The sequence below is a fragment of the Cohnella hashimotonis genome (assembly GCF_030014955.1).
In the GTDB taxonomy this organism is placed as follows: domain Bacteria; phylum Bacillota; class Bacilli; order Paenibacillales; family Paenibacillaceae; genus Cohnella; species Cohnella hashimotonis.
On the sequence record NZ_JAGRPV010000001.1, the window covers coordinates 5,524,338 to 5,548,359 of the forward strand.

A 24,022-nucleotide genomic window follows, 5' to 3' on the forward strand; every position below is an offset into this window, starting at 1 on the left:
GCCGCCCGCTAATTCCGGACAGCGTATGCGTCATCGTCGTCATTGCCGTATTTTCGTTATTTGTTATGCGGTACCGTGACGGTCTTCGTCACGGCTGTCTGGTTGCCGGCTTTGTCGGCAACCGTATAGGTGAAGCTGTATACGCGGCCGTCGCCGCTGCCGGCTCTGGAAGCGCGGAGCCGGAAGGCCGTGTCGCCCGTACCGGTACGGGCTTCGATATCGCCCTGTCCGAGCTGTTCGTCGCTCGTAACCGAGGTCAGGACGACCGATGCGACGCCCGAACCGCTATCGGACGGCGTCAGCTTCGCGCGGACGTCGACCATCTTGTTGTTCGGCGGCCATACGGTCGCCGGGTCCAGCTCGACGCCAAGCTCGGGAGCCTTCAGGTCGATATGCAGCAGGACGGTCTTGAAATCCTCGCTATTGCCGGCCGCGTCCACGCTCCGATAGTCGACCTTGTAGACGCCGTCGCCGAAGGCCGGGATGGAGCCGCCATAGACGGTCCAGTCCCCGTCGTTGATCCGGTACTCCGTCCGCTCGACGCCGGACTCGTCGTCCGTGGCGTCGAGGTTCAGCGTGACCGGTTCGTTGAACCACTCCGTTTCTTCGCCGTACGTCGCCGCTGTCGCCGACAGCTTCGCTTGGCTGACCGGCGCCGTCGCGTCGGTCGCCACATAGGAGAGCGCGTCGTTCGTATTGTACAGGACGAACTTGTCGAACGTGTACTTGCCCGTGAACCGCTGCGCGGTGAACCGGAACAGATCGAAGCCTTTGGCGACGTTGTTCGGATCCATGAACGGAATGTTCGTCACCCGGTAGACGCCGGTCGAAGCGTCCAGCGTGCCGCCCGCGGCGATCGATCCGCCGTAGGTTTTCAGCGAATTCGCCTGTACGGTCAGCGCGTAATTCTTGGCCGTGAAGTTAAAGTCGAAGCGGAGCGTCACCCACTCGTCAGCCGGCTGCTTGTAGACGTTGTAGTCCGTCAGGCGGACGAACGTCGGCGTTCCGTTCACCAGCTTTTGATAGCCAAGGCCGCCATCCGAGAAACCGACGAACTCGCCGAAAATCTTGCCGTTGCCGGCCAGGTCGATCAGGTAGTGGCCGACGTCGCTGTCGATCTTGGAAAACTTCGTGCGCGTCTCCAGCGTGACCAGGCCGCCGATGCTGTTCGTCGTGCGCTGCATGATCGGCGAAGAAGCGTAGGCGTCCGTGGACGGGTTGTAATTGTCGACCGCCTGCAGGCCCTTGCCGCCGAGATCGCTCAGCGCCACGGCTTGCACCGAGGTGCCGCCCGTCTTGGTGTAGGTCCAGCCGGCGCCGTCCGACACTTCGCCCGTCGGCCATGCGTCGAACGAGTCGTAGACCATCTTGCCTGTTGCCGGCAGCGTCACGGTCAGCGTCGGTCCGTCGCCGGACTCGCCGCCGGCCGCGTTTTTCGCCTGAACGCGGAACGTATAAGTCGCGCCCGGCGTCAGGTCGGCCACGTCCAGCGTCGTGCCCGTCGCGGTGCCCGCCGGCACGGCTGCCGACGAGCCTTCCGACTTGTAAATCGTATAGGATGCGACCTGCTGACCGGAGCCTGCCGACGCGGGATCCCACGCCAGCCGCACCGCGTTCGTGAACGTCAGGTCCGCGCGAAGCGCCGCGGTCGCTTCCCAGGTCGGCGCGCCCGCAAGCGTCATGGACAGGCTGCGCGATTCAGGCGACGTCTTGTCGCTCTGATCGACGGCCCGGATCGCGAACGTATATGCGGTGCCGAGCGTCAGTCCCGTGAGCGTAGCCGTATTGGCGCTTGCCGGCACCGTCGTCTTGAGCGTGCCGTTCTGGTAGATCGCGTAGCTCTTCACCGCCGGGTCGCTCGAAGCTTCCCAGGCAAGCGTCGCCGACGTGTTCGTCTGGGACGACAGCCGCAGCTTCGGTGCCGGAAGGCTCTGCGCGACCGCCGCCGTCGGATAGACGGCCAGGTAATCGAACGTATACTTGCCCGTATAGCGCTGCGCCGAGAAGCGGAACATCTCGAAGCCCTTCAGCGTCGCGCTCGTGTCGAGGAACGGGATGCCGATGACGCGGTACGTTCCTGTCGCGCGGTCGAGCTGGCCGCCCGCGACGAGCGTGCCTCCGTAATTTTTCAATCCGTCCTCCTGAACGGTCAGATCGTACGTCTTGGCGTCGAAGTCGATGTCGTAGCGGATCGTCACCCATTGGTCCTTCGGCTGCTGGTAGCCTTCAGCCAGACGGATGTTCGTGTTGACGCCGTTCACGATTTTCTGGAAGCCGATGCCGCCGTCCGAGAACCCGACGAAGCCGGCGAAAACTTTGCCGTTGCCGCTCAGGTCGATCAGGTAGTTGCCGACATCATGGTCCACCTTGGAAAACATCGTCCGCGTCTCGACGGTCAGCTTGCCGCCGGTATTGGCGATGACCTTCCGAATGACCGGCGACGAAGCGTATTGGTCCGAAGACGGGAAGTAGTTGTCGAGCGCGACCAGGCCGTTGCCGCCGTCCGGCAGACTGGCGACCGACACGGACGTACCTCCGGTCTTCGTATAGGTCCAGCCGCTGGCGTCCACGACTTCGCCCGTCGTCCAATTGTCGAACGTATCGTACACCGGAAGCGTGACGGACGACGGCAGCGTCGCGGTCACGTCGGGACCGTCGGTCGTCGCGTTGTTCTGATTGTCCTTCGCCTCGACCTTGAACGTGTACGTGCCGCCCGCCTGCAGTCGCAACACGTCGAAGGTCGTGCTCTTCGTCGTGCCGACCGGCAGCAGCGTCTCGCCGTTCACGCGATAGATCTGGTACTCGCTGACCTTGCCTGCGTTGTCTACGGCCGGCTCCCAGGACAGCCTGACCATTTGGCTGGACAGGAACCGGGTATGCACCGCCGCATCCTCGCCCCACACCGGCGGCGTCGTATCCACCGTCTGGATGACGAGCGGCGTCGATCCCGGCGCTCTGAACGAGCGGTTGCCGCTCGTATCGACGGCCGTCACGCGGAAGGCATACGACACGCCCGAGGACAGGCCCGTGATCGTGGCCGTGTTCGTGCCGAAAGGCACCGTCAGCTTTTTGACGCCGTCCACTTCGATCTCGTATTCCTTGACGGCTGCGTTATCCGTGGACGCGTCCCAGCCGATCGTGATCTGGCCGTCCGCTTGCCCGACCTCTCGCACGTTGGCCGGCGCGCTTGGACGGATCTCGTCGCTGCCCACTTTGATGAGACCGATCCAGTCCAGGTTCATCCCGCCGAGCGAATGATACATCGTCAGATCGACGACGCCCGCGGACAGATGCACGCCCGTCTTGACCCGAAGCCCGCGCCACTGCTCCGGCATCGAGCCGAAGCTCTCGGTCTTCGGAATTTTGAAATACTTGATGTCATCGCCGAGCTTCACGTACCGGATCGAATCCGTATCCGCGGTCGTGACATCCCAGCCCGCAACGTACTTCACGACCAGGTCGTAGCTGCCTTCCTCCGGCACGTTCAGCTTCCACTTGAGCGACACGCCGAACTGGTCCCAGTTGCTCACGCCCTTGCCGTTCGAGAGGAACGGGCGCGTGTCGTAAATGGTCGGCTGCTTGGTGCCGTTCCATTGCGTGAATGACTCGGCTTCCTGCCATTCAATGCCTAGCGTCTGCCGCGTCTGATCCGGATTCTGGTACTGCTCCGTCTGAAGCGGGGCGCCCGATCCGAGGTTTTTCAGCTTCAGCACGCCCGTGGCGCCCTTCAGCAGGACGGAAGCGTTCGCGTCGATGAGGCCGCTCGCGATCTTGCCGTACTTCTGGAACGAAAAGCCTGCCGGCGCTTCCAGCACTTCATAGAAGCCCTGCGCGTTGGACAGCTGTCCCCACGCGACGCTGTCGCCGTTCACGTCGCGGTACGCCTGCAGCGTGACCGAACCCGCGACGCCGTCGATCTCGGTCTGCAGCGTGACCGGCGCGAGCGCGCCAGGCATCGGAGCGGCGTTCAGCTTGAACGCCCGCTGTCCCTTTTCGACGTGCATCGTCAGCTTGTCGCCCGCGAACGTCCATTGAACGCCGCGATTGTTCAGGCCGTCGGCGACCGTGCCGCCCGACGGAATCGCATTGCCGGTGTCCGCGTCGCGTACCGCGGTCAGACCGGCGGCGGCCAGCGTCACTTGAACGTCGGCCTGCGCGGATACGGACAATCGTTCGCCGCCGTAAGAGATCGTCGCCGGCGAATCGCTCTCGATGAGCGCGACGCCGTTTTTGACGAGTTTGGTTCCGACGACGAGCAGCGCCGAATTTCCTTTGACCGCCGCTGCCGCGCCGTCGAACTGCACGCCGTCCGCGCCGGTGTCGATCAGGCCGCTGTCGGTCTTGCGGACGTAGACCGTCGTGCCGTCTTCGAACGCGAGCTTCACATAGTTCGCGTATTCGGTCGGCGTGACGTTCGCGGGCGCTTCGCCGCGCTTGTACGGCGCCAGCGTCGCGATCATCTTGGCCTGATTCTCGCGAGGCGTGATGAAGGCCGCGTGAATCTGAGACTTGCCCGCGAAGTTTCCCGTCGGCGGATAGGCTACGCCGTCCGGACCGAGGTACTGCGTCTCGTAAGTCGTACGGTAGCTCTGAGCCTCCGCGCCGTAGAACTGGACCTTCAGATTCGCGTCGCCCTTGGCGATCGTCGCGCCCTTGCCGGTCTGGTCGAGGACCAGATTGTCGTCGGCATGCAGGTTCCATTCAAATTCGGAGCCGCCGTCCTTGGTCGTCGCCAGATCGTCGATCACGACGTAGACGGACGGACGCACATAGATGATATGGCGTACCGCCTTCGACAATCCGCCCTGGTAAGCCTGGGTCGCGTCGCCGCTCGTCGCGTCGAAGTCCGGGCTCGTCACGAAGCCCAGCACTTTGCCGTCCGCATTGATGTTGTCGTTGGCCTGGCCTTTGCGTCCGTCGAACGTAATCGCGTTGGCGGAGTACGTCTGCCGCGTGAAATTGGAATGATGCTTGCTGCCGTAGAAATCGTAGTAGCCGGCCTTGACAGCCAGAGACTCGCCGAAGGCGTTCACCACGAAGCTGTTCTGGTCCGACATCGTATGGTTGTACGTACCGTACGGGCTCGACCGGAAATACAGCGACGTGCGGTCGGTCTCGTACAGCTCCGAATGCATGGCGACGGCGCCGGTATCCGGGAACCAGATGCCCTTCGGCAGGTCGACCGGCGGCTGGCTGCCGACGTCGTCGGCCCGGTAGAAGTAGTCCGTCAGGCCGGTCGACTTGGCGCCGATCGCCTCGGCTTCCCACTTCAGGCGGGAATCGCCGTAGATATCGGCCATCCGCGTCAGTAAGCTGACGCTAGGCGCGCCCGGCGTATATTGAGAGTCGTCCCCGAACACCCCGATCGGGCTGCCGTGCGGGAACATGTATAGCGGATACAGGCCCTCGTTACGCGAGAAGGCTTTGTCGTACAGATTGATCGCGCCCGAGCTCAGCAGGACGTCCATCAGCTCTTTGTTGGAGCCGGACGACCACTGCCAGTACCCGGTCCCTTGCGACCAGGAGCCGTCTTCGCCTCCCCACGGCGGCAGCACGTTGATGAACAGCGGCACGGACAGCTTGTACCAATTCGCGGCTTCCGGCATGTCGTTCAGCATCGCGGTCGCGATGATGCCGATATAGCCGACAATCGTCCAGCCGTGGGAATCGTAAGGGAACTTGTAAAAGCCGTTGTTGCTCAGATAGGTTTGGACGAGCGTGTCCGTCCGCGTCTTGATCATCGTTCGGAGCGCCGTCTTGTCGCTCTCAGTCAGCAGATCGTAGAGCCAGTCGTAAGCGATCGCCGAGCGGTAGGCGATGGCGCGGTGAACCTGGTCATGAATCCGGTAGCTCGTCGCGCCGTTCGGATTCCAGGTCGCAAGGTTGAGCAGCAGCGTCTTGGCGCGGTTGCCGTACGTGGCGTTGCCCGTGACGAGATAGAGGAACGAAGCGTTCATCATATCGGTCATCGCGGTTTCGGCGTAATTTTTGAGCACCCCTTGCGCGGCGACGTAAGCGTCGCTGTTCGTGGGCACCTCGTTGTTCATGTACGGGAAAGTCGGATCGGCCGGCAGCGGCTTGCTCGCGCTGGCGTTATACGCGGTCACGGTCTGATCGAACACCGTCTTGGAGTTGCCCGTCAGACGCAGGTTGCGGAAGGCGGCGAGCTCGGCCGGCGTGGTCCAAACGCGCGGATGCGCGGCGGATACCTTGCTCATGAGCGTCTCGACCGCAGGCACCGCGAACGGCACGTTGTCCGCGTCGATGCGGAACTTGCGCGTCGTGCTCCAATCGGACCAAGCGCCGCTCGCCTGGTGATAGCGGACGCGCCAGTACCAGGTGCCGGCATCGAAGGTCACGGGAAAGTTGTAGTAGTTGAACTGGATCGCGTCGTTCTCGTGCGCGACCGTCGCGAAGGACGAATCGCGGCTGACCTGGACGTCGTACTTGTCCGCTTCGGTCACGAACGGCCAGCTGAAATCGGGCGGGTTCTGCGTCGTGACGAGGGAGTCCGTCGGCCGGAACGGCATATTCGTGCCGCCGAGCACGTTCGCGGGCCAACCCGAGTCGGCTGCCGCGGCCTTCGGCGTCATACCTGCCGGCCAACCTGCGCCAAGCAGTCCAAGCAGCATCGTGAAAGCTAATACAAGTGCGGTTTGCTTTTTCAACTTCCCGTAAATCGTCACTACACTTCATCCCTTTCGATCCGAATTTGTACGATTCCGTTTTTAATCCCAATTACTGTAAGCGCTTGCTGCCTTTCATCGCCTAAAGGACGGCTCTCCGCAGAGAGCCGCCATCGATACTAAACGCTTACGGATGCGATCAAATCCCGAATCGGAATCGTCTTGCGCTCGAGCCTCGACTGCTCGGCGGCGAATGCCATCATATGGCTCTGCACCGATACGTCGGCCGAAGACAAGCTGGCTCCATTCCCCTCCCCTCGTACGAGCCGCGTGAAGTCGCGCATGATGCCCAGATCGCCGCCGCCGTGGTTCAGCCCGGTCGATTCCAGATCGATCGTCTCTACGCGTCCCGTTTTAAAATCGGAAATCTCAATGGCGTTCTTGGCCATGTGCGCGCGCAATTGTCCGCGGGTGCCCATAATCTTGAGCGTGCGGCCCCCGTCCGTCGTGAAGGCGGTCATCGTGAACGTCGCCGTGATGCCGTTCGCGAATTCCATCGCGACGACCTGATGGTCGACGACGTCGTTGTCGCAGCGGTAGACGCATCTGCCGTAGGGACCGGTGCGCAGTGCCTCCAGCACGCCTTCCTCGCTCGTATCGTGGCTGATCGCCCCGCGAAGAATCCGCTCCGAAACCTTGTCCTCGTTGTTCAGGTAGATATCCGGCGCGTAGTACGGGCACTCGTCGCTGACCGGGCAGCCGTCCAGGCAGCGGTACGGCGCGCCTGGCGGCGCGTTTTCCGCCTTGAAGTGCCTGAGCCCGCCGAAGGAAGACAGCGTGTCGCAGTCCGCGCCGGCCAGCCACACCAGAATGTCGAGATCGTGGCAGCTTTTGGCGAGGATCATCGGGTTGGACTCGTCGGCTCTGCGCCAGCTGCCTCTGACGAAGCTGTGCGCCTGATGCCAGTACCCGACGTTTTCGATGAGGTCGATCGTGACAGGCTCGCCGATCCGCCCTTCGTCCAGCAGCCGTTTGACGGTCGAAAAGAAAGGCGTGTAACGAAGGACGTGACAGATGGCGAATACCCGGTCCGTGCGCTTGGCGTACTGGCCGAGCCTTGCGCATTCGCCCGGGTCGTTCGACATCGGCTTTTCGAGCAGCACGTGGTAGCCGAGCTCGAGCGACTTGACGGCGGGCTCGTAGTGCATCCGGTCCTGCGTGCAGATGAGGACCGCATCCGCGACGGGAGGCCCGGCGAGCAGCGCCTCCCAGCTGTCGAAGCGCCTGGACGGATCGATGCCGTGCTGGTCGGCGAACGCCTCGCGCCGGATCGGGTCGGGCTCCGCCACGGCGATAATCCGCAGCTCCCCGGGCTGATCCAGCGCGTACTGGGCGTACTCTCTGCCTCTTCCTCCGGCGCCGATGACGGCGGCCGTTACGGTTTTCATGATGTCCGGCTCCTTTTGACGCATCGATCAGCCCTTGACGGAGCCGATCATGGCGCCTTGCTCGAAGTGCTTCTGAATAAACGGATAGATGATCAGGACGGGCAAGCAGCCGAGCAGGATGATGCCGTATTTCAACGATTCGAGAATGACCTTGTGACCGTCCTTGGTCGTTGCCTCCAGCACATCGCCCGCTTGCCCGACGACGACGAGATTGCGAATGACGAGCTGCAGCGGGAACAGGTTCGGTTCGCGGATGAGCAGCAGCGCGCTCTGAAAGTCGTTCCAGATCGCAACCGTGTAGAACATGCCGATCGTCAGCAGCACCGGCTTGGACAGCGGCATCACGATGTGCGTCAGCACCGTGAAGTCCGACAAGCCGTCGATGCGGCCCGACTCCTCGACCTCGACGGGCATCCCGGAGAAAAACGTCCGCATGATGATAAGCCAGACGGTAACGACCGCGTTGGGCAGCACCATCGCCCAGATCGTGTCTATGAGTCCGTAGGAGCGCGCGACCAGGTAGAACGGAATCATTCCCCCGTGAAACATCATCGTGAACACGATGTACAGCATGATCGGCTTGTAGAAAACGAGGCCCCGGCGCGAGAGCGCATAGGCGCTAGTAATCGTCAGAGCCATCGATATAAAGAGACCCAGTACGACATAGCCGATCGAATTGCGGTAGCCGATCCACAGCCGCTTGTCTTCGAACACAGCCTGCAAGGCGTTGAACTGCAGACCTTTCGGAAAGAAGCTGATCTCGTTGCGGACGACATATTCCGGCGAGCTGATCGCGACGGAAGCCATATGCAGGAACGGGAACAGCATGGCGATCGCGACGAACAGCAGCAGCAAAAAGTTGACGACGTCGAATACGCCGATTTTCCCTGTTCTTACCATAGGCTCGTTTCCCCCACTTTGCGGCTTGCGGCATTCGTTAAATAGACGAGCAGCATGGTAACGAGACCCAGGGACAAATTAATCGCCGTCGCGTAGCTCATGCCGCCGCCGAGAATGCCGATCCGGTAGACGTAGGTCGTGATGATATCCGCGGTGTCCATATTGCCCGCATTGCCGATCAAAAACGCCTTGTCGAACGGAATATTGATAATGCCGCTGATGCTCATGATGAACATGATGACAATCGCCGGGATGATGCCGGGTATCGTCACGTGTACCGTCTGCTTCCAACGGTTCGCGCCGTCCATCCGGGCCGCTTCGTACAGCTGCGGATCGATGGCAGCCAGCGCGGCGAGGAAGATGATCGTACCGTAACCCGTCATCTGCCAGATATCCGACGCGATATAGATCGTCCGGAACCATTCGGGCCGCTGCAGGAAGTTGATCGGCTCGTAGCCGAGGGACTGAATGGCTTTGTTGATCCAGCCGGTGCTCGGGGACAGCAGCATAATCATAACGCTGGACAGTACGACGCTCGAGAGGAAATACGGCAGGTAACTGACGGACTGCACGAATCTCCTGAACTTCTTCCAGCGCATCTCGTAGAACAAAACGGCCAGCGCGATCGGCGCCGGGAAGGCGAAAATAAACTTATATAAACCCAATAAGAGCGTGTTGCGGACAATAAGCCAGGCGTCGGGATTGCTGAGAAACATCCGGTAATGCTTGAGCCCGACCCATGGGCTGTGCCAGACGCCCTTGAACAGGTTGTAGTCCATGAAGGAGACTACGATCCCGAACATCGGGACGTAGTGGAACAAAAGATAGTAAAGCAGCGTGGGTAACAAAAGCAGCAAGTAGACTTTATTGCGCTTGATGCGGTAAAAAACCGATTGCTTCATGACGCTACTCCTTCCCGGAAAAGCACGGGGCCGTGCACTGCACGTCTACGCACGGCCCCGCGGCTTGCTATCGTTGCTTACTTCGTATTCGCGAGCTGACGATCGAGCGCCGTCTGGTAAGTCGTGCGGACCTTCTCGAGATCATGCTTGCCGAGCTCCTTGATGAAGGCGTCCCACTCGGTGAGCGGTCGGTCGCCGTTGATGAACTTCGTGACTTCTCCCGTCCAGAACTTCCACAGCTGGTCGTTCGACGTCGAGAGCGCGGCCGCTTCGTCGGCGGTCAGGTTCGGACGGCTGTAGGCGACGGGGAACCGGTACTTCGGCGCCTCGACGTATGCGTACTGCTCTTCCGGCTTGACCAGCGAGAGCCAGGCGTTGAAGTCGAACCAGCCGTAGGTCGCGGCGGTCTGGATGCCGGAGATGACGCGCAGGTCGTTCGCTTCCTTGTAGTTATCGTTGAACTTGCGCTTGCCGTCCACGACCGTATACGTCTCGCCTTCCTTGCCCCAGCTCTGGATGTCCTTGCCCTTCTCGGAGAAAATGTAGTCCAGATAGCGGAAGGCCGCATCCATGTTCTTGGACGTAGAGGCGACTGCGAGGCCGTAGCCCTCTTGACCGCCCTTCGGCAGGTAAGGCTTGTCGCCGGCGCCGATCGGAGGCGCCATGAACTGCAGATGGCCGTCGGTCAGCTGGCTGTTCATGATCTCGATCTGGCCGATGAACTGTACGGTGACGAACGCCTTGTTGGTCGACATGAACTGCGTCCAAGCCTTGTAGTCCATCGTCAGCCAGTCCGGCGGGATGAGCTTTTCCTTCACAAACTTGTTGAGCCACTCGACCATCGTCTTGGCGTTCGGGTCTTCGAGACCGAACTTCATCTTGGTCGGATCGGCCGGATCCTGATAGAACTCCGGATAGATGTCGAAGGAAGGGCCGAACGTATCGAGCGTGCTCAGGCCGTGGCGGAACAGGAACGGATAGCTGTCGGGATAAATTTCCTTGAGCTTCTTGGCCACCGTGTACAGCTCGTCCCATGTCTTCGGAACCTCGAGATTGTTCTTCTTGAAGATGTCGTCGCGGTAGAACCAGACCATCTGGCTGCCTTCGCCCGCGCCGTCGTTAATAATGCTGTAAATCTCGCCGTTCGGCGACACCACGCGGGACATGACGTCCGGATGGCTGTCGAGGAACGCCTTGACGTTCGGCATCTGATCCAAATGCTTGGACAGATCTTCGAAGGCGCCTTGCGAGCCGAACTTCTGAACGTCGTTCGGGAATACGGACAGTACGTCGGGCATGTCGCCCGAAGAGACCGCCAAGGCCAGCGATTCCGGACCGGTCGCGAGCACCTGCTCGACGTCGATGTTGGTCTCTTCCTTGACCCACTTCCATACGCCCCAGTCCGGCTTGGGCGGCCAGGCTGTGTTGTTCTCGGTGAAGATGCGAATCTTCGCCGGCTCCGGCAGCGCAGCCGACGCGCTCGCCGATCCGCTCGCCGTTGCCGAGGCGGACTGGCTCGCTCCGCTTGCGTCAGATGAGCTTGCGGCCGGCTCATTGTTATTGTTGTTGCCGCATCCGCTTACGGTCAGCGCGACCGCCGCCGCGGCCGCCCATGTCCATTTCAACGATTTCATTCCGACACCCCGTCCTTTTCATAATGTAATCCTAAGTTGTCCTGCGATATGGCCTTGCGCGTTTGGCTCGCCGTTCGTTCCGGCTCCGGCATGTGCTCCGGCCGTCCTTGGGCTTGCTCTCATCGTAGGCGCTCCGGCCCGCCCGGTAAATAATCGGTTGTCTTTAAAAATTGTACTTTTTTCGAGGCATATTAAAAAAGTATTAACTTTCCGTAAAACAGGCAAAAAACAGGCTGCAAACAGGCAAAAACGGCGGCAGGACGGGCTTATTCCCGCTTCCTGCCGCCGTCCGCTTCATTCCTCCGCAGCGCCTTGCATACTCTTCCGGTAATCGCTGGGCCGAAGACCCGTATACTTCTTGAACATCCGGTTGAACGACGCGATGTTGCGATAGCCGACAGCCTCCGCCACTTCCTGGATCTTGGAACGGCCGTTTACGAGCATGGCTGCCGCTTCTTTGATTCGCGTCTCGTTCACGTACTCGACGAAGTTTTTGCCGGTCTTGTCCTTGAAGTAAGTCGACAGGTAGCCGCTGCTGAGGTTCAGCTTTTCCGCAAGCGCATCGAGATAGATTTCCTCCGACAGATGCTCGTTCACGAAGTCCATGACGAAAGTGGTCACCGTATCCTTGCGGTCCTTTTTGCCGTCGATCTCCGCCGCAGCCCGGCGTATCCAATCGAGCAGCAGAAGCTCCAGCGCCTCCACGGTGACGCATCCCTCGATGAGCTGCTCCGCATTTTTCAGGATCGCGTCCGCGGCCGGCGCGCCGAGCTGATCGGCTGCCGCGCTTCGGATTCGCTCCGTCACCGTCTCGGCGAATCCCAGCCAAGCGGCAGCCGTCAGCTCCCGGTCGCGCTGCTTCGCGAAGAAACGCTCCATGAGCCGCTCCAGCACCTCTCCGTTGCCTTCTCGCAGGTTCGCCCTGAACTCGGCCTCCTCTTCTTGAGTAAAGGCGATCTCGGCGTGCCTGCTCGAAGAGGAAAAGACGATCTGCGTCTCGTCGACGAGGCCGCGATCGTCGATCCGCTCCCGCACCTCCTTGAAGGCGGCGCTGATCTGATCGGAGCGATCGTAGATCGAAGTGACCGCGATCGTGATCGTGCCGCTGTCCCTGTCCTGATCGAACACCGTCTTCATCTCGCGCAGCAGCTCTTGCAGCGTCTCCAGCCGGTCGATGAACACCAGACTTAGAATCTGGTTGTATTCCACCTGGTTCGTCAGCGCGTCGGGGAACACGCGGTTCAGCTTGTCCTCGATAAATACCTTCATATAATAAAGCCAGCTGCTGAAAGTTCCGTCGTCCCAGCTCGCCCCCTTCTTCTCGACGACCTGGAACAGGACGAACACAAACGGCTTGTCCGTAAACTCGAGCTTCGCGGCTTCGCGGCCGCTCCCCCGGATGTCCCTGAGCAAATGGATGAACGCCCACTGCTTCATCAGCTTGTTTTTATCCTGCAGCTGGCTGCCGATCAAGTCGAACTCCCGGATACTCGACCGGTAAGGCTCCTCGTCGTTCGCGCCCCGGATCGAGTCGACCAGCTTTTTGAACGGATTGTTGATGCGGGCGGCCAGCAGCAGCGCCATGACGAGGCTGAGCAGCACAACCGCGACGACGAGCACGACGAGCGTCAGATTAAGACGCGTCTGGGAAGCGATCTGCGCGACGGGCAGCCGATGCATGTACGTCCTTCCGCTGATGCTTGTCCTGAAAAAATGATAGCGGTTGTCCATGACGAACTCGTTCCCGGTCCGCGACTTGAGACTGGCGAGCGCAGGAAATTCGCCGATGTCCGAGCGCTCGAAGATCGTCTGTCCCTCGAAATCATAGATGATGAAGTCGTCGTTCAGCGACTGGTGAAACGCCTCGTACATCCGGTTCGCGTCAAGAAAGACCGCCATATAAAAATCGCGGTTATCCGCGCGCTTGAAGATGATGGGGATATAATCGCCTACGACCTCCTGCCTGCCGGTAAATACGTCGGAATAAAAGCGGTCCGCAGGAAACGTCCGGTTGGTGTAGTTCTCTTCGAATTGCCGGTCCCAAAAGGACTTGGGATATTGATCTCCGGCCATGAACACGTCAAAAAGATTGTCCGGCGTCGTGCTCGCCGACTTGTCGATGACGAAGTTATGGGACTTGGAGTAGAATACGATGTCGGCGATATACAAATTCGAGTTCGACACTTGCGTCTGGATATCGGTAACGATCGCGCCAAAGTCCGAATAGCGCGGTTCGCGCTGCAGCTTCTGGACGCGGTCGCTGAACATGAAGAGGTACATTTGCTTGCGGATAATGTCGAAATGCTTCTCGTAATTCTCCATCGTGGTGTCCAGCATCAGCGTATTGTACTTGACGATTTCTTCGCGGACATTGCTCTTGGAGACGGACAGCGCGTACGCGGTCAGAGATACGAGGAGAATGATGATACTCAAGAAACCCGCCATCAGGCGAAGGAAGAGCGTTGTCGAGAAATTGCGAAAATAACGCAGCGGCTGGAGCTTCATGATGATCATCCTGTCTGTTTGGTCTGATCGCCCGGGCGTCTTGAAAACGCTGCCGCGGGAGCTGCCAATAATTATGTCCATCGTAACGGATTCAGCTGCCAAGCGATGTCATTTGCACGAACGAGTTGGGATAAAGTTGCGTTGATGTCGCGTTGCTAATGCCAACGACCTATGTCCATCATAATAGCCCGAGGCATTTCGAGACAAATCTTTTTTATGTCTTTATACGATTTCGTGAAGAAAGCGCAATAAAACGACAGCGGCCCGTCCGCTCTCGCCGGCATTCAATCGATAATTGATAAATAAGAAGGGAAGGATGGGAAGGACTGGTTGTGTGTCGCCTGTCGCAGGAGTTCCCGCTTGAAGGAAAAGCGTTGAAGGGGAACTCCGCGGGGCCTTGAGGCCGATTGCCGAGGTTTACGCTTTTTGTCCTGCGTATTCTTTGTTCGCCGTATCGAGCATCGTCTTCCAGTCGGCGAACTTGGTCTCCCTGGCTACATGCCGCTCCCACAGCTCTTCATGAATGTTCTTGATATCCTCGTGGGAGTAAACCTGGAAGTTGCCCTTCTCGAGAAACGCGGGGAACGATTCGAAGTTCGTGTACTTGCTCATGAACGCATCGTTGAACAGCTTATCCAGCGAGACATGGTTCGGATCCTCTTGGAACGTACGTTGGCCCTGCAAGTCTTTCAGCAATTCTTCCATGGACATTGGTTTTTGCTTTTTCAAACGACCACTCCTAATTTTTGACGATACTCCATTATTGCCGTATTCCGCCAAAGTTACAAGTGAGTAACGCTGAACCTTTCGGGATAGACGGCCTAGGGCAAGCTCATATTCAGCAAAGTCTACTGTATAGTCCCGCTCCAGCAGCCACTCTTTTTGCTGTGTCTCGCAAACCCGCCTCCTCCTAAGTTAAGAAAACCGTCGGGGCAATCGCCCGGACGGTCCGCAAAGCGCCTGCCGGTTGCTCATCCGGGAACAGTTTCGACTTGTTGGCCGATGCATCTCAGCTTGCTCTCTCTCCAGGGCTGAAGTACCTGCAAATATACATCTTTTTCCGTCTAAATTCACTCTCACTGGCTGGTTAAAAATAGATGTACAGATTTTAATCCGAATCAGTCATCGGCCGTTCTGCGATACGCTCTGGGGGAATGGCCGAAGGCGGCTTTGAACGCCCGTTCGAAATGGGGCAGCGTATTGAAGCCGGATGCGAAGCAAATCTCGGTGACGGGCAGCCGCGACACCTTGAGCAAAGCGCTTGCGAACTGAAGCCGCAGATCCTGGAGGAAGCGTTGGTACGTCATGCCGGTCAGCTCCCTGAAGCGGCGACTGAAATAGTTGGGAGACAAATGGGCTTGCGCAGCGGTCGCCTCGAGCGTCAGCGGCTCGCGGAAGTGAATCTGCATATAGGAGACGGCTTGTCTGACGGCCCGGTCGCAGCCATGGTCCTGCGACGGGCGGATCGGCTCGGAGGGAACGCGCCGGATCAGCTCGACCAGGATCCGCTCGATCGTCCCTTGGACGATCAGGCTGGCGCCCGGACGCTGCCCTTGGCGCAGCTCCGCCTCGATACGTTCGAACTCGGCGCGAATACGGACGGCATCCGCTTCTTCGAAGTGAACGACGAGGCTGTCCGTGCGAGGGGCCAACAACAGGGCTCGAAGCTCGTCGCGCAGCGCCTCGTCGGAGAAGATGAGATTGTAGTGGACGCAGGGCGGGCCGGATGGTTTGTTAATCGCGTGAAAGTCCGCCGGCGTCAGCAAAAACAGCGTGCCGGGCCGCAGCGGGGCCGACCGGCCGTTCAGCACATGCTCGCCCGCGCCGGAGACGACGAAGCCGAGCTCGAAAAACTCGTGCCAATGCACGTCGACGTCTCCCGACAACTCGTGCACATACAGACGGAACGGAAGCGCCCGGTGCATGTAATCGCGATTCGTGAGCCGATCGGGCTCGCGGGTTCGATGGACGGTCATGCCGGACGCCTCCGTTTTCTGGCGCAAGCCCGCCTGAATGCGGCTCGCCGCCTGTCTCATACGTCTTGACGCCGTATCGTTCTTAACGTCTTATACGTTGACGAACGGGCTGCCGGCGACATCCTTGCCGCGGGCGAGCCAGATCTTGAAGCCCGGATTGCGCTCCGGATAGACGCGGGCTTCGGTGGAAAAGTAGCGCATCGTATAGCCGCACCGTCTATACGGGCTCGTGTTGGGTTCGGCGCCGTGGATGATGCGCGAATCGTGGAGCGAGCACTCCCCCGGCTCCAACTCGAAGTAGACCGCCTTACTTTCGTCGATCTGACCCTTGATTTGCGTCGGGAACAAGTTGCGTCCGGTATCGATGTCCTCGTACTCGGAGAACCCGCCACGGTGGGTACCCGGAATGACGCGCATGCAGCCGTTTTCCCGGTTGCTCCGGTCGATCGCGAGCCACACGGTCACGATCTTGTCGTAGGAGCTGAGCCGTCCTTCCCAGTAAGCGGAGTCTTCATGCCATGGCGTGGCCCGCCCAACGTGCGGGTCCTTGCAGATAAAGTGGCTGGACCATAGCCCGATATTCGGACCGACGATCGGCTCGACCAAATCCAGCACCTCGTCGCTCATCAAAAACGAGAGCAGGCGTTCGTCGCGAAAGTGCGGCGTATCGAGCTCGTCGGACAGCTTCGAGCCCTTCTGCGCGAGCTGATCCTCGAAGATCTCCGTCAGCTCCGCCATGCGTGCCGGGGAGAACAGCGGCTTCTTATGCAAATAATAACCTTCGTTGCGATAAAACGCGACTTCGTTGTCGTTCAATACGGACTGCGTCATGAGCGTATTCCTCCTCGGTTCTGGTCGTTGCAGTACCGATTATAGAGTGCTTCGCCATATCCGTACTCGTCGTAAGATAACCAAAAGTATGCTTATCTTATGATGCGCCCAAAATCCGGACCTAAGCCTGCAGCATTTGCTCCGCCCACCGCCGCATTCTGGCCGCATACGGCGCGAGCTCGTGCTCGGTCGCCAGCTCGTTCAGCAGCGCCGTGACGAGGAAGCGCCGCGGCTCCTCCTTCTCCCCTTCTTCCCGGAGCAGCCCGACAATCTGCTCCAGCTCCCGCTTGCGCGCGTTGGGCACGCTCAGCTCGCGGATGGTGGAGGTCGCTTGCTCGATGACCTGAGCGCCGCATCGCTCGATCGCTTCCCGCAGCGACTCCGGCTGCTCGGACTCGAACTCCTTCATGAGGTCGGCCGAGAGCATCGGCTCCGCCTTCCGCGCGAGCAAGCCCGCAACCAGATCGTCCATCCGGTCGGCAAAGTACGCTGCCAGCGCGGAGATCGAGAGCGGCTTGGCAGACGTCTTCATCAGGTGCAGATATTCCTTCGCCATCGCGTTCAGCATCATGACCGCATCCCAGATATGCGGCTCGAGCTTCTCTCCGTAGCGACGCTGCAGCACGCCGCGATTAAAGTTGAGCAGCCTGGCGCGCTTGCGAAAGAGAAGCGGGCCGAGCTTGTCGCCCGAGATCGGCGGCTTCTCCTTGAGCGAATTGGCCACGAACAAGCCGTGATTGTAAAAGTAGTCGAGCTGATGGCGGATCTCCTCGACGAACAGCTCGCGCGGCGACAGCGACGTGCGCTCGCGAATCCGCTCGGATTCCTCCATAATGCGCGTAAAATGCACTTCCATGATCTCGATGTACAAGTCCTCCTTGGACGGAAAAAACTTGTACAGCGAGCCCTTGGCGATGCTGCAGTCGTCCGCGATATCCTGGATGGATGTCGACTCGTAGCCCTTCTCCGCGAACATCCGCTCGGCCGACTCCACGATTTTGTTTTTAAGAATACTCATAGGCCCTCCCGAAAAATAAGGATTGACAAAGATTGCTCAACGCGATACAAATAGGCCTGTAGCCTTTTAGTGACTGTTCGGTTTTTGTTAAAACTGTATAGTCAGAACGTTAACGGAAAATCACGCTTCCGTCAAGGTTCAGGTCCTTCATTTTGGAAAGGATGGAATCAACATGGCAAATTCGCGTTCGGCCTCGCCTGACGTGGCAGCGCCCTTCTCGCTGCTCAAACTGCTGCCGCCGCTCCTCGCCGTTATTATCGGCATGTTTATGGTTATCCTTGACACGACCGTCGTCAACAACGCGATTCCGACGCTGGTCGACGACTTCGGCACGACGCTGCATCATCTGCAGTGGGCCGTCACCGGCTATACGCTCGCTCTGTCGGCCGTCATCCCCCTCGCAGGCTGGTTGACCGACAAATTCGGTTCCAAGCGCGTCTTCATCGCGACGATCGTGATGTTCACGCTCGGCTCCGCGCTCTGCGCACTGGCGACGAACACGGAACAGCTCGTCGTCTTCCGCGTCATCCAGGGCATCGGCGGCGGCATGGTCGCGCCAATCGGCATGGCGCTCGTCTTCCGCATCTCGCCGCCCGAGAGGCGAGGCGCGGTCATGGGGATGCTCGGCATTCCGATCCTGCTCGCTCCGGCTCTGGGACCCGTGCTGTCCGGCTACTTTGTCGAGTACGTCTCGTGGCACTGGATCTTCCTGATCAACCTGCCGATCGGCGTCGCCGCCGTGATCGTCGCGTGGCGCTACCTGCCCGCGTTCGAACGCGGCAAGCCGCCGGCACTCGACATCCTCGGCATGATACTCGGCCCGATCGCATTCGCCATGCTGGCGTTCGGCGTCAGCGAGGGCGGCACGGACTGGGGCTCCTCCCGTACGTTGACCGGCCTGATCGTCGGCGGCGTAGCGCTCCTGCTCTTCATCTTCGTCGAGCTGAGACATCGTCAGCCGCTGCTGGAGCTGCGCGTATTCAAGAGCTTCGCCTTCACGCAAGGCATTATCTTGTCTTGGATCCTCTATGCAGCGCTGTTCGGCTCCATCATCCTGTTCCCGCTCATGCTTCAGCAGGCCAAGGGCTATACGCCGCTGGAGACCGGCCTCATCCTGCTCCCGCAGGCGCTTGGCTCCATGCTCGGCATGCCGATCGGCGGCCGCCTGTTCGACCGGTTCGGCGCGCGTCCGATCGTCATCACCGGCACGGTGTTCATCTCCGCGGCGCTGCTCATCATGTCGCAGATCACGCTTGATCGTCCGCTGTACGTTATTATGCTCAACCTGTTCCTGCTCGGCTGCGGCATGGGGCTGTCGATGATGACGATGAACACTTACATCCTCAATACGGCGCCCAAAGAATTGGTGAATCGCGTCACGCCGCTGACCAACTCGGCCCAGCAGGTCATCGTTTCCTTCGCGGTTGCCGGTCTGACGGGTTACTTGTCTACCCACAGCGACAAGGTTTTGGCAGCCTACAAAGGTCCCAACCCGCTCGAAGCGGTCGTCGGCGCGTTCGGCGACACGTTCCTGCTGACCTCGGGCTTCGCGATTGCCGGCTTCGTGCTCAGCCTGTTCATACGCCGCGTCAAGCCGGCCGCGCAGAAGAGCGGCGCAAGCGATACGCGGGCGGAGGAGAGCATGCTCGCGGGACACTGATCCCGAGCGCCCGTTCATCAAAAGAAGCAGCCGATCCGCGAGATCGGCTGCTTTATTTTGCGAGCAAACGGCGTTCAATAACGCCCTCTTGTTAGTACGATGCCGTCCGTGTACCTGACAGCCTGGAAGCCGGCAGAAATCCGGCTCTTACGATGCCGGTCATCCGATCGCCGGAGACGCTCACCTCGAACGCTAGATTCAACCGCATTGGCTTCGTGATTCGCTGCGACCAACGGAGGATATGGCCCTCAAGCGCAAGGTTAAGCAGCTCGCTTTTCTCATCTCCCTGCGTTGCCGTACCTTCCAGCTTTCCGTTTGCGGCCAAAATCAGCAGCTTGACGGCCATCTTGCCGACCGGGGTCGCGATCGTGATAGCCCATTCCCCTGCAAATGCGGATGCGGATGCGCCCGCAGCCGTGTCCGTCGGAGCGACGTCCCTCCGCTCGTCGTTCAAAACCTTATCGCTGTCTTTATCCGGCTGGGAGATGGCATTCGTTCTCGGCGCGTTGCCGAGCGCTCTCCAGACCGTCCCCCTTTTTTCGTACTCGAACAGCCGCTCCACCGCAAGCGCGATCTGCGGCCCGAGCTCGCGCTCGACCAGATGCAGGGCAACGTCAAGCCCCGAAGTGACGCCCCCGCCGGTCACCAGATCGCCGTCGTCCACGACTCTCGCCGGTATGGCGATCGCTCCGGTCGCACCGAGCAGGGCCATGCCCATATGATTAGTGACGGCATGCCGTCCTTCGAGCAGTCCCCCCATAGCCAGAATCAACGAACCTCCGCATACCGCCGCTACGACGACATCCTTTTTTCCCAATGCCTCCCTCATCATGTCCGTTAACGCCGTGTTCATCGCGCGATTCAGAATAGCCGGAACCGAGTCGGGCCCGTCTCCCGTGACATCGCCGGACGCGCCGGGTACGAGTATAATGCCGGGCCGTTCGGGATCGAGCTTTCCGCTCGCCTCGATTTTTAATCCGCTAATGCCGCTCGGCACGGCTCTGGCCCCTTCGGCAGTGACCAGCTTTACGTTAAGCGTACCGGGAGCATACATTTCCGCGGCCAAAAACACCTCGTACGCCGCAATGGCATCCATCAGATCAAAACCGTCAAACAGCACCACCTGTACGTCGAGCATCGATAAATCCTCTCCTTATCGGTCGGCTTCACATTCGCCGCTCCCTTTAAGAAAAATGATACCGGCAGATTCTCTCGATCTTGGATGCTTAATCGTCACAGAACGATTAACGATTCATCACAAAGCGATTACGCTTGTCGCTTACGAACCGCTGTGTATCTCTGCCTTTTCGTAATACACGACACAGAACACGAGCGAGATCGCGAATAACGCCGCCAATATAATCCCTCCGGGCACGGCGTACGCCGCGGCATCGATCTCCTGAAGTCCCTGACCCAGCTCCCGGACCGGCCAGTAAGGCATAAGCCACGGGAACAAAAAGCCTCTCGCCCCGTGCCCCATCTCCCCGATGAGGGTCACGAGCGCGGCTAACGCGCCGAGCACCGTGGAGGGAATGACGCTTTTGCCGACCATGCTCAGCGCCGCAGCCAGCGGCACGGTGCCGAAGGAGAGCATACAAGCAAGCAGGTTCATGCGAATCCCCGCGCCTAATGCCGCGGTATCGATGGGCTGCGCGAACGACGCGACGAGCGCGGTCGCGAGCGTCGAGACGCTGGAGAGCGCGGAAGTGACGAAGATCAGCAAGAGCGCGGTCGTAAGCTTGGCCAATAGGATGTTCACCCGCGGGATCGGGTAGGCGAACAGCTGGTTGATCGTTCGCTCCTGGTATTCGCGAGAGACGATATAGCCGATCATGAGCGCGAACATGAACGGCGCCAGGATCGTCATCGTCATGCCCTGCCGGTAGAACATATCCTGCAGGTCGATGCCCGCCGAGGCGCCGTCCGGGGTCACTCTCGGCAGAAATCCCGACCAGGTGACCAGATTGGCCGGCAATGCGCCCGCAAGCACGAGCAGGTACATTTTCGTATGCTTGAGCTTCATCAGTTCGGCAGCGATGAGCCGGTTAAACATGCTCCACGCCCCCCGTCAGCTTCAGAAAATAATCCTCGAGACTGTCTCCCGACACCGACAATTCCCGAACGCCGACGCCGCCGGCCGCCAGCGCGGCGCTGACGCGCTCCGGCTCCTCGACGAATTCGTACAGGCGCAGACCGCCCGAACCGGACACGACATAATCGGTCGTCCCAAGCTTCTGCTCCAAAATAAAAGCGGCCTTCCGCTCGTCCGTCACCTTGATCTCGAGGCAATGCCGGGTCTTCCTGCGCAGCGCCTCGCTCTCGATCTCCTCCAGCAGACGCCCGCCGTGAATGATGCCGATCTTGCTGGCCAACTGCTCGACTTCGCCGAGCAAATGGCTGGATATTAAAAACGTAATGCCGCGCTTTCGGGCGAGCTCCAGAAAAAGCTGCCGCATCTCCTTGATGCCGCCGGGATCCAGTCCGTTCGTCGGCTCGTCCAGCAGGAGGAGCTCAGGCCGGTGCAGCAAGGCGCGGGCGATGCCGAGCCGCTGCTTCATGCCGAGCGAATAGCTTCTGACCTTCTGGTGTTTGGCGCCTGTCAGGCCGACGATCGCCAGCGCCTCGTCGATGCTCTCTTTGTTGCCCATGCCCATCATGCGCCTGTGAATCTCCAGATTTTCCGCCGCGTCCAGGTTCAGGTAAAATCCCGGGTACTCGATGATGGCGCCGATGCGCGACATCGCCATGCTGCGGTTGCCCTGCAGCGCGGTCCCGAACAATTCGATATTCCCTTCCGAAGGATGGATCAGTCCCGTCAGCATCCGCAGCGTCGTCGTCTTCCCCGCTCCGTTTTGCCCCAGAAATCCGTAGATATCGCCGGCGCGGATCGTCATGTTGACGTTGTCGACGACGGTTTTGCCGCCGTAGCGTTTGGTCAGCCCTTCCGTGCGCAGGATGCAGGTCATAGGTTCGCCTCCCTGTGAAGCTTCGGATATCGGTGCAGGACGGATTCCATCGAAGCGTCCGGCTCCTGTTTAAGTCGTTGGTCTAAAAAAGTCAGCGTCGCGGCCCGGACGATGGCGAGACATTGTTCCGAGGAAGTACTCCCGTTAATCCCGATGAAGCGGCGAAACCCGGTACCGATGTACAACCCGATATCCGACATCTTCATATGCGCGCTGCCTTCGATCGAATACAGGTTGCCTGAAGCCTTCAAGGTATCGGCCAGACCCGCGATCGCCAGTCGCTGCCGTTCGTAAATCTCGGCATAGGCTTGCTGGCTGCCATAGGCCGTCGCGACGGCCTGCCTTTCATCGCCTAGCATGTCCGTCCACTTTTTCATCAGAGGCTCGCGCGCGGAGATCGCCTGAAGGTGAAACTCGTCGTTCGCCAACATAAGAAGCGGCGCGGTCGGCTTGGATGCGTCCGGCGCGATATAGACCGCGCCGTCCAGATTGACGGCGGCCTTGATCCTGGGGTCGCGCACGGCCAGATTGTAGGCCGCCGCGCCGCCAAGCGAATGGCCGACGACGCCGATCGCCTGCAGATTCAACTTACCTTTCAACAACGCGTCCGCCCCGCCGGCATTGATCTTCGCCAGCTCATCGATGACGAAACTGTCGTCGTCCGCCATGATTTGCGTGATCGCCGCGAGCGGGTCGCCTTCGTCGAACGAAGCCGTCGCGTCCCGGTCCGTCACGACGCGGCCCGGCAGCTCGGCGGCCGACGCGACGTAAGTGTGATCGACGGCCGCGACGACATACCCGTGACTGGCCAGATCCTCGCATTGCGCGGTATGCGCCTCCATCGTCGTGCCGCCGCCGTGCGAGAACAAGACGACGGGATAGCTCGCCTGCCGATCCGATACGGGCACGCCTTCCTGCGCATGCGTCTTGACAAGCGTCAGCTGCTTGAACAGGAATGCCGGCATATGATAGCCCGCTGCGAACGCTTCGACAAGCCTCGGCGAATCGTGAAAATAAGCGGCATGCGGCTTATGGGCGTCCCTCTTTGCCGGATAGTAGATTTTGACCGCCAACTGCCGCTTGGCGGAAGAGTCCTTCAAAAAAGGCTCGGCGCGCCCTTCGTCGGTCAGATAGACGTACTGCACGCCGATGTCAAAGTCGCCGGTCAGCGCGGGAAGCTGGAATACGGGGAGCGCGTGAGCGAACAGCGCGGTGAAGGCGACGCCCAGCAAAGACAAGCTGGCGACCGTACCTTTCAAAATTTTTACGAACCCTTTATCCGGTATCCGAAGCTTCGCGCTCGCCGCGGCATAGATCGCGTACAACGCGACGAATGCGTATGAAAACGTCATTTGGCCGCGAAATCCTTCGATGAAGCCGTGGACGGCAAGCGCGCCGGCGTTGGCGGCGGCGAGTCCAAGCTTTAACGAGATAGGCCGCTTGGGGCTTAACCAGGACAGACAGGCTAGCAAATTGACGACCAGCAGTACAATCTCGAATTCTCTCATGAGGCTTCCTCCTTTATGAAGCCCAGTATAACGACGCGGTCTAACGCG

15 protein-coding genes are annotated in these 24,022 nt (G+C 59.9%); 1 reads left to right on the plus strand and 14 read right to left on the minus strand.

Annotated elements, in window-relative coordinates:
* Positions 1-56 precede the first annotated feature (56 nt).
* The 10 genes from KB449_RS22400 to KB449_RS22445 all read right to left on the minus strand — a co-directional run bounded on the left by KB449_RS22400 (position 57) and on the right by KB449_RS22445 (position 17,840).
* Positions 57-6,686, minus strand: a complete 6,630-nt coding sequence (locus KB449_RS22400) for a fibronectin type III domain-containing protein (protein WP_282910469.1) — start codon at positions 6,684-6,686, stop codon at positions 57-59.
* Between the two features lie 119 nt (positions 6,687-6,805).
* A complete protein-coding gene (locus KB449_RS22405; RefSeq protein WP_282910470.1) occupies positions 6,806-8,074 on the minus strand; it encodes a Gfo/Idh/MocA family protein in 1,269 nt (422 codons plus the stop codon).
* A gap of 27 nt (positions 8,075-8,101) precedes the next feature.
* A complete protein-coding gene (locus KB449_RS22410) occupies positions 8,102-8,974 on the minus strand; it encodes a carbohydrate ABC transporter permease (RefSeq protein WP_282910471.1) in 873 nt (290 codons plus the stop codon).
* A complete protein-coding gene (locus KB449_RS22415) occupies positions 8,968-9,876 on the minus strand; it encodes an ABC transporter permease (protein WP_282910472.1) in 909 nt (302 codons plus the stop codon). Before KB449_RS22415 ends, KB449_RS22410 begins: the two co-directional genes overlap by 7 nt.
* 77 nt (positions 9,877-9,953) lie before the next feature.
* Positions 9,954-11,510, minus strand: a complete 1,557-nt coding sequence (locus tag KB449_RS22420; RefSeq protein WP_282910473.1) for an extracellular solute-binding protein — start codon at positions 11,508-11,510, stop codon at positions 9,954-9,956.
* A gap of 294 nt (positions 11,511-11,804) precedes the next feature.
* On the minus strand, positions 11,805-14,015 hold the full coding sequence (locus tag KB449_RS22425) for a helix-turn-helix domain-containing protein (RefSeq protein WP_282910474.1): 2,211 nt from the start codon (positions 14,013-14,015) through the stop codon (positions 11,805-11,807).
* A gap of 417 nt (positions 14,016-14,432) precedes the next feature.
* Positions 14,433-14,726 (minus strand): hypothetical protein, encoded by a 294-nt coding sequence (locus KB449_RS22430; protein WP_282912887.1) that lies wholly within the window; start codon positions 14,724-14,726, stop codon positions 14,433-14,435.
* Between the two features lie 407 nt (positions 14,727-15,133).
* Entirely contained in the window at positions 15,134-15,991 is an 858-nt protein-coding gene (locus KB449_RS22435) for an AraC family transcriptional regulator (RefSeq protein ID WP_282910475.1), read from the minus strand.
* A 90-nt stretch (positions 15,992-16,081) separates the two neighbouring features.
* Positions 16,082-16,822: a phytanoyl-CoA dioxygenase family protein gene (locus tag KB449_RS22440; protein ID WP_282910476.1), complete on the minus strand. Its 741-nt coding sequence runs from the start codon at positions 16,820-16,822 to the stop codon at positions 16,082-16,084.
* A gap of 121 nt (positions 16,823-16,943) precedes the next feature.
* Entirely contained in the window at positions 16,944-17,840 is an 897-nt protein-coding gene (locus KB449_RS22445) for a TetR/AcrR family transcriptional regulator (RefSeq protein ID WP_282910477.1), read from the minus strand.
* Between the two features lie 172 nt (positions 17,841-18,012).
* On the opposite strand from KB449_RS22445, the gene KB449_RS22450 reads away from it, so the two are divergent.
* The gene (locus tag KB449_RS22450; protein ID WP_282910478.1) at positions 18,013-19,500 is read left to right on the plus strand and encodes an MDR family MFS transporter; all 1,488 of its coding nucleotides are present in this window, start codon (positions 18,013-18,015) and stop codon (positions 19,498-19,500) included.
* A gap of 91 nt (positions 19,501-19,591) precedes the next feature.
* Here KB449_RS22450 and KB449_RS22455 read toward each other — a convergent pair whose 3' ends face one another.
* The 4 genes from KB449_RS22455 to KB449_RS22470 form a co-directional block, all read right to left on the minus strand.
* Complete coding sequence (locus KB449_RS22455) at positions 19,592-20,638, minus strand: DJ-1/PfpI family protein (protein WP_282910479.1); 1,047 nt, start codon at positions 20,636-20,638, stop codon at positions 19,592-19,594.
* 141 nt (positions 20,639-20,779) lie between these two features.
* Complete coding sequence (locus KB449_RS22460) at positions 20,780-21,553, minus strand: ABC transporter permease (protein ID WP_282910480.1); 774 nt, start codon at positions 21,551-21,553, stop codon at positions 20,780-20,782.
* Entirely contained in the window at positions 21,546-22,466 is a 921-nt protein-coding gene (locus KB449_RS22465) for an ABC transporter ATP-binding protein (RefSeq protein ID WP_282910481.1), read from the minus strand. The genes KB449_RS22460 and KB449_RS22465 overlap by 8 nt, the downstream gene beginning before the upstream one ends.
* Complete coding sequence (locus KB449_RS22470; RefSeq protein ID WP_282910482.1) at positions 22,463-23,974, minus strand: alpha/beta hydrolase family protein; 1,512 nt, start codon at positions 23,972-23,974, stop codon at positions 22,463-22,465. Before KB449_RS22470 ends, KB449_RS22465 begins: the two co-directional genes overlap by 4 nt.
* Between the last annotated feature and the right edge of the window lie 48 nt (positions 23,975-24,022).